Origin of the sequence: Mesorhizobium sp. Cs1321R2N1 (assembly GCF_037179725.1) — a bacterium.
GTDB lineage: Bacteria > Pseudomonadota > Alphaproteobacteria > Rhizobiales > Rhizobiaceae > Mesorhizobium > Mesorhizobium salmacidum.
Map to the genome: position 1 here is coordinate 1 of NZ_JAPYKP010000220.1, position 6,373 is coordinate 6,373.

Here is a 6,373-nt window from a genome sequence, read left to right on the forward strand (position 1 = left end):
CAAGCCGCACCGTCCAAACCGTCTGCGACGCGATCGGCCAAATTCTCAACCGCATCACACCGACAGAATGCTCACACTACTTCGAAAACTCCGGCTATGACCGAAACTAATCTCATCACGCTCTAGCGCCTCAAGGTCGAACTTGACGGAATGTTTGCACTTGGGATGCCGCAAGTGACGTAAAGCCAATCGCATCGGCAATGGTTTTGGACGTGGTGCGGCCTCGGAACGAAGAAATCGCCGCGCGGAATATGTTCCTATTGGCTGAGATTTGGCAAAATGAAAAGGGCCGGAAGCCGAACCCGCCGCGCCTTGACGCCCTGAATCAAGAAAACGCCCGCCACGTTTTGCGCAGCGGGCGCTAGTTCATGGGAGGAAATGAAACGCGTGCGGTCAAGGGTGGCCCCCTTTTACCCTCGATGACGATACGCCTCGCCTGGTTGGATAATAAGCGCGCACCAGTTGAAGCACCGCATTATCCGGGTTGCGTGACTTTTCCGCCACAGACGAAGAAAGCCCGGGCACCTGAGCAGCCGAGCTAAACCTGCAAATATGCAGTTTTGATGTGGGGGGATCGTGTTTCCTTTCACTGCAGCAGCGGGGCGCCGGCGACGGCAAGCGCTGCGGTGAGGGCGAGGAGCGGCAGCAAAGGCAGGGAGGTGGGTTAACCATGCCGAATCTAGATGCGGTTGGCCTTCAGCAGGCGTACGATGGACTCGCGGGAGGGCATCCGGGAGGAGCCCTTTATGTTTGAAGTGCGGAGCTTTGTCGCCAAGATGGTGAAACGCGAGCGCGTAGCTGCCAAGCAGCGCGTCATGCCGCCGATAGTGAAAACACTCGCCGATCGGCCGGTTCACATCAAACCCCGGCCCGCCAAGAACAGACCGGCTCCGCCGCAGCATCACGCCGCCAGCAACATGTAGGCTTTCAGACGCCTGCACTTTCCGCACAGGACCGACGCTCAAGGATTGAGCGCCGACGCCCGAACCTTTGTCCCTCTTTCTCCAGAACCATCGTGCGGTGCCGGTGACGTTTGCGACGTTCCGCTTGGCGGGCCTATATCACCAGGGGACGGTGCGGCCGAGATAGTCGACATAGGTCAACCCCGGGGTTCCCCGCCTGGCAAGCAGGACGTTCACAAGGCTGGGCACGCTTTCCTCGATGCTCAGCCGTCCATCTGGTCCGCCCAACTCAGTACGGACCCATCCGGGCGCCATCAGCACCATGGCACGCGATGTTGCGGCATGACGGGCCGCGAAGCTTCGCATGAACATGTTCAGCGCCGCCTTGCTGCCGCGGTAGACCTCACGTTGACCTGTTTCGTTGTTGGAAATGCTGCCCTGCCCGGACGACATCACGCCGATCAGACCGGTCGCCGGGACAAATGGCTCCAGGCTCTCGAGGACACGCATCGGGCTGAGTGCATTTGTGACCATCACGCGAATGAACTCGTCGGTCGTCACTTCAGCGATCGTTTCAGCCGGGTTGTTTGTCACGCCGGCATTGACGAACACTATGTCGAATGCCCTGCCCGACAGCCGGTCGCGCAAGGCCGCGACCTGATCGGGCTCGCAGATGTCGACCGTCTCGATTTCGAGCCGGCCGTCGAACTCATCCGCGAGATCGTGCAGCTTGGTCCGGCCGCCGCTTTCCCGGATCGTGCCAACGACGTGCCAGCCTTTCCTGAGGAACTCGGCCGCCATTGCGTGGCCGAGGCCGCGCGATGCGCCGATAAGAAGGGCTGTACCTGATGGGGTGTTCAGAACGTCTGCGGACATTGGGCAATCTCTTTCGTTTGCTGGGTGACCGCAGATATGGGCAAGCGGAAGCCACGCGCCAGACGCGCCAAATTCAAACTATGGTTGCATCCGGCGCTATGTCTGCCAGAACAGCTGCGATAAGGCTGTGCCATGGACAATGTGGACTTGAACCTTCTCGTGGCGCTGGACGTCTTGCTTGCCGAAGGCAGCGTGACGGGGGCGGCCCGCCGGCTCGGCTTGAGCACCTCGGCGATGAGCCGGACGCTCACGCGACTTCGCGCTGCCACCGGCGACCCGCTGCTCGTCCGGGCCGGACGCGGGCTTGTGCCCACGCCCCACGCCACGGAATTGCGCGATCGCGTCCATGAGCTCAGCCGGGATGTGCGAGCTGTTCTGCGGCCGCAGAACATGCGCCTGGACTTGGCCACGCTCGAATTGACATTCACCATTCGCGCCAGCGAAGCATTCCTGGAATTCCTTTCCGGCCCGGTCGTGATTGCGGTCACCCGTGCGGCGCCCCGTGTGCGCCTGCGCTTCGCACCAAAGCCCGACAAGGACGCGCGTCCGCTTCGGGAAGGTCTCATCGATCTGGAGATCGGTTTGCTTGGAACGTCCGCGCCCGAGATACGCACCCAGTTCCTGTTCCACGACAAATATGTCGGCGTGGCCCGGGCCGGACACCCGCTTCTGACGGGTGCGGGTGTGACGCCCGAACGCTACGCCGCCTGCAAGCATGTGGTGGCATCACGGGAAGGAAATGTCGTCGAGCCGATCGATGGAGCCTTGGTGAAGCTTGGCCTTGGACGCACCGTCGTGGTTGTGGTGCCCGGCTACCCCGATGCAATGCGGATCGTGCGCCAATCGGATCTGGTCGCGACCGTGCCGCGCTCGTGTTTCGGCAATGCCGGCGCAAGCGACCATGCCGTCACGGCGGGTCTCGAGAGCTTCGAGCTCCCGCTTCCCATTCCGGAGTTCAAGATATCGGCGATGTGGCATCCTCGCATGGACGCCGACCCGGCGCATCGTTGGCTGCGCGATACCGTCATGTCGGTCTGCCGGGCGGCTTATCCCCGGCGATGAAGTGTGATCGCGCAGCGATAGTAAGTCCAACGCCAAGGCGGGAGACTTGCTCAGTCCGATTGCTGTGTGCGCTCCGCGATGGCAAATGCCTGCAGGTTCCTGGCCTTGCCGATGTCCTGGCCCGCGTTCGCGATGATCGAAAAGAAGGCTGCTCTCGCAATGTCCTTCTTGGAGGCCTTGGGGTGCGCTTTCCTGGCAGCTTTGACAAGCTGCTTGGGAGACATGTCGGGCGTGACGATCCTCATGAGAGTGTCGCCGATCGCACTCATTTCGCTTGCGTCCATGATGGGCGTCCCTGTGCTGACCGCAATGCCACAATAGCAAGGACAACTCGCGACCGACAATATGGTTCTGGAATGAAAAACCCCGCCGGCAGGGACCGGAGGGGTTAGTCCTGGGAGGACGCGCGTTGCGCTGCGTTCGACAAATGCGCGCCGACCAAGTAGCGCCAGCTTGCGACACGGATGTGACACCCGGCGAGTGCGTGACAAGCCGTGAGCACGACACAGGCGGCCGGCATCAAGCCTTTCGAAAGGAGAAATGTGGTTCTGTTCGAAACTGAAGCGCGGGTGGCGCTGGCTAAAGGCAAGGCGATAGCGGTCGAATGGATATCTTTGGCATCAAGGGGCTGCTGATCTGTGCGCTGATCTTCATTCCGTTCGAGCATCTGTTTGCCGAGCGACCGCAGAAGATCCTGCGCAACGGCTTGGGTGTCGACCTGATCTATATGCTGTTCAACGGCCTCGTCATAAAGGCAGTAGTAGTCCTGATCGCGGCGAACACGCTCGAAGCCGCTGCAATGCTGGTCCCGCAATCGGTAACGCACGCGATCGGCGGCCAGCCAATCTGGCTGCAGGTCGCCGAAATCATCGTGATTACCGATACAGGTGTCTACTGGGCACACCGTGCGTTTCACGAAATCCCCGCGCTTTGGAAGTTCCATGCGGTCCATCACGGCATCGAGGAACTGGACTGGCTCGGTGCATTCCACTCTCACCCCGTCGACTCCATAATCACGAAGGCAATTTCGCTGACTCCGATCTTTTTTCTCGGATTTTCCGAAGCTTCGATCGGGGTCTTTTCCGTCATCTACTTCTGGCACACTCTGCTCGTTCATTCGAACTTGCGAATTCCGTTCGGCCCCTTGAAGTGGCTTATCGCCAGCCCGCAGTTCCATCGCTGGCACCATGCCAACCAGCGCGAAGCCTATGACAAGAACTTCGCCGGACAGTTGCCCCTCCTCGACGTGGTGTTCGGCACCTATAATGCGACAGGCAACAAAGTGCCTGAGAAGTATGGCGTCGATGATCCGGTCCCTTCCAGCTACTTCGGACAGATTGGCTATCCACTGCTGCGCCGCAGGAAACGATCGAATCGGGCAGTGCCGGAGAGCAAAGGCTGACGGCAAATATTGACCGCGGCTATTGCCGCCCGATGTGGCTGCTTCGCGCCGAACGGCGTTCATGGCGGCAACACAACCCCACTTGTCGTGTCGGCTGATGGCAGCAGAAATTCCTTCGTGGGTTGGTGCCGGCGGGTGCCGGCGATAAATGTAGGTCCTGCGCAATTTGCCACGAAGCTGGTTTCGGCATGGATTATCGCGACGACGACCTCACGAAATTCGAAGCGCACGGCGCCGCTCCTTTGCCGGCCGCGGCGCACGAAGGTCAGGTGGAGCACGAGGGCGCAAAGATCTGGTACGCGACGTTTGGGACGGGTTATCCCGTGATCCTGTTGCATGGTGGCCTTGGCCATAGCGGCAATTGGGGATTTCAGGTCCCGTCATTGGTCAAGAACGGCTATCAGGCCGTCACCATCGACAGCCGCGGCCATGGACGCAGCACCCGCGACGAACGGCCGTACAAATACGAACTGATGGCCTCGGATGTCCTGGCGGTGATGGATCGCCTGCAATTGAACAAGGCTATCGCAGTGGGTTGGAGCGATGGCGCCTGCGTTGCCCTGATCCTTGGGATGAAGGCCGCCGATCGCATCGCGGGTGTGTTCTTCTTCGGCTGCAATATGGATCCCAGCGGCACGAAGGAGTTCGAGGCCAGTCCGGTCATCGAGCGGTGTTTCAGCCGGCACAAAAAGGACTATGCCGAGCTGTCGGCCACGCCAGGTCAATTCGATGCGTTTGTCAAAGCTGTCGGCCTGATGATGAAGAGCGAACCCAATTACGGGGCCGCCGAACTGGGAGACATCGGCGTGCCCGTGGCGATCGTCCAAAGCGAGCACGACGAGTTTATCAAAGACGAGCACGCGATCTATCTGGCCCACAGCATACCGGGATCGGAATTGGTCATGCTGCCCGAGGTCAGTCATTTCGCGCCCTTGCAGCGTCCCGACCAGTTCAACCACGTGCTGCTGGCTTTCCTCAAAAAAATTCATCCTTGAGCCCTGCCGCACCGCTTCCGGAGTCCCAGCTCCGGGCCATGCACGCGAGACATCATTTCGCCTGCGAGGCTTTTCACGTCGAATCGGCTAAGCCTTGCGGCATGAACGAGACCTCACTTTATGCGCCGGTGAAGCGTTTCCTCGAAAACCTCGACTTCGTCGTGAAAGGCGAAATCGGCGGCTGCGATATCGTCGCGCTGCGCGAGGGAGAGCCGCCGATCGTCGTCATCTGCGAGTTGAAGCTGCAGTTCAATCTCGAGCTGGTTCTGCAGGGCGTCGACCGCGCGGCTGCTTGCGATGAAGTGTGGCTGGCGGCGCGCATGTCGGCGCGTGGCAAGGGGCGCGAAAGCGATGCCAGGTTCCGCAACCTTTGCCGTCGGCTCGGCTTCGGCCTGATTGGCGTAACCGCCAATGATCGGGTCGAAGTGCTTCTCAGTCCGATCGCCGTGGCGCCGCGCAAGAATGCGCGACGGCGTTCTCGCCTTGTCGACGAGCACCAGCGCCGCCGCGGCGATCCTGTCGCCGGCGGAGGATCGCGCACTCCGATCATGACCGCCTACCGGCAGAGCGCCCTCGCCTGCGCCGCGGCGTTGGCGGACGGGCCCAAGCGCCCACGCGACCTGAAGACGCTGACGCCGCTTGCGCCAAAGATCCTGCTGCACAATGTCTATGGCTGGTTCGCGCGCGTCGACCGCGGCGTCTACGATCTCACCGACGCTGGCCGTGCCTCGCTGATCCGTTGGCCGCAGGCCCCGGACAGTTCGCCAGGATGATCGTGAACGTGCTCTATGCCGTCGGTCAGTTTGAGCGGGATTTGCCGACCGAACCAGGGGATGCATGGTGATGGTACGCATCCAGGACATGCGAAACCTTGGCCCGGCGACGGCGCGGATGTTGGCGGAAATCGACATTGTCTCCGACGACGATTTGCGCAATCTCGGCTCAGTCGAAGCCTATCGTCGCCTGAAGTTTCGATTTGGCCGGCATGTGACGATCCTCGCGCTCTAGCTGTGGAGCCTCAACAGGTTGTCCTTGGTCAGGCCCAGGCGACTGATTGGCGGTTTGGACTTTAGGCTCCCGTGCGGACGGTGCCAATTGTACCGATGCAGCCATATGGGCAACTCGGCGGCGCGATG

The 6,373-nt window shown here is 60.9% G+C and carries 8 protein-coding genes and 1 pseudogene; 6 read left to right on the forward strand and 3 right to left on the reverse strand.

The window, feature by feature from the left end; translation table 11 throughout:
* Positions 1-710: 710 nt before the first annotated feature.
* A complete protein-coding gene (locus tag O7A61_RS30415) occupies positions 711-923 on the forward strand; it encodes a hypothetical protein (RefSeq protein ID WP_337132896.1) in 213 nt (70 codons plus the stop codon).
* Positions 924-1,061: 138 nt separating this feature from the next.
* Here the strand turns inward: O7A61_RS30415 and O7A61_RS30420 are convergent, their stop codons facing one another.
* Positions 1,062-1,778 (reverse strand): SDR family NAD(P)-dependent oxidoreductase, encoded by a 717-nt coding sequence (locus O7A61_RS30420; protein ID WP_337132897.1) that lies wholly within the window; start codon positions 1,776-1,778, stop codon positions 1,062-1,064.
* A 132-nt stretch (positions 1,779-1,910) separates the two neighbouring features.
* Between O7A61_RS30420 and O7A61_RS30425 the strand changes: the two genes are divergently transcribed.
* Positions 1,911-2,840, forward strand: coding sequence for a LysR family transcriptional regulator (locus O7A61_RS30425; protein WP_337132898.1), 930 nt, complete (start codon positions 1,911-1,913; stop codon positions 2,838-2,840).
* Between the two features lie 50 nt (positions 2,841-2,890).
* Here O7A61_RS30425 and O7A61_RS30430 read toward each other — a convergent pair whose 3' ends face one another.
* Positions 2,891-3,124: a hypothetical protein gene (locus tag O7A61_RS30430; protein ID WP_337132899.1), complete on the reverse strand. Its 234-nt coding sequence runs from the start codon at positions 3,122-3,124 to the stop codon at positions 2,891-2,893.
* Between the two features lie 320 nt (positions 3,125-3,444).
* Between O7A61_RS30430 and O7A61_RS30435 the strand changes: the two genes are divergently transcribed.
* The 4 genes from O7A61_RS30435 (at position 3,445) to O7A61_RS30450 (ending at position 6,245) form a co-directional block, all read left to right on the forward strand.
* Positions 3,445-4,242, forward strand: a complete 798-nt coding sequence (locus O7A61_RS30435) for a sterol desaturase family protein (protein ID WP_337132900.1) — start codon at positions 3,445-3,447, stop codon at positions 4,240-4,242.
* 188 nt (positions 4,243-4,430) lie between these two features.
* Positions 4,431-5,237 (forward strand): alpha/beta fold hydrolase, encoded by an 807-nt coding sequence (locus O7A61_RS30440; RefSeq protein WP_337132901.1) that lies wholly within the window; start codon positions 4,431-4,433, stop codon positions 5,235-5,237.
* 101 nt (positions 5,238-5,338) lie between these two features.
* Positions 5,339-6,010 (forward strand): DUF2161 domain-containing phosphodiesterase, encoded by a 672-nt coding sequence (locus O7A61_RS30445; RefSeq protein WP_337132902.1) that lies wholly within the window; start codon positions 5,339-5,341, stop codon positions 6,008-6,010.
* A 70-nt stretch (positions 6,011-6,080) separates the two neighbouring features.
* Complete coding sequence (locus O7A61_RS30450; protein ID WP_337132903.1) at positions 6,081-6,245, forward strand: TfoX/Sxy family DNA transformation protein; 165 nt, start codon at positions 6,081-6,083, stop codon at positions 6,243-6,245.
* Here the strand turns inward: O7A61_RS30450 and O7A61_RS30455 are convergent.
* Positions 6,242-6,373: pseudogene (locus O7A61_RS30455) on the reverse strand (IS481 family transposase); the annotation flags it as partial. The gene O7A61_RS30450 and the pseudogene O7A61_RS30455 sit on opposite strands and share 4 nt — an antisense overlap.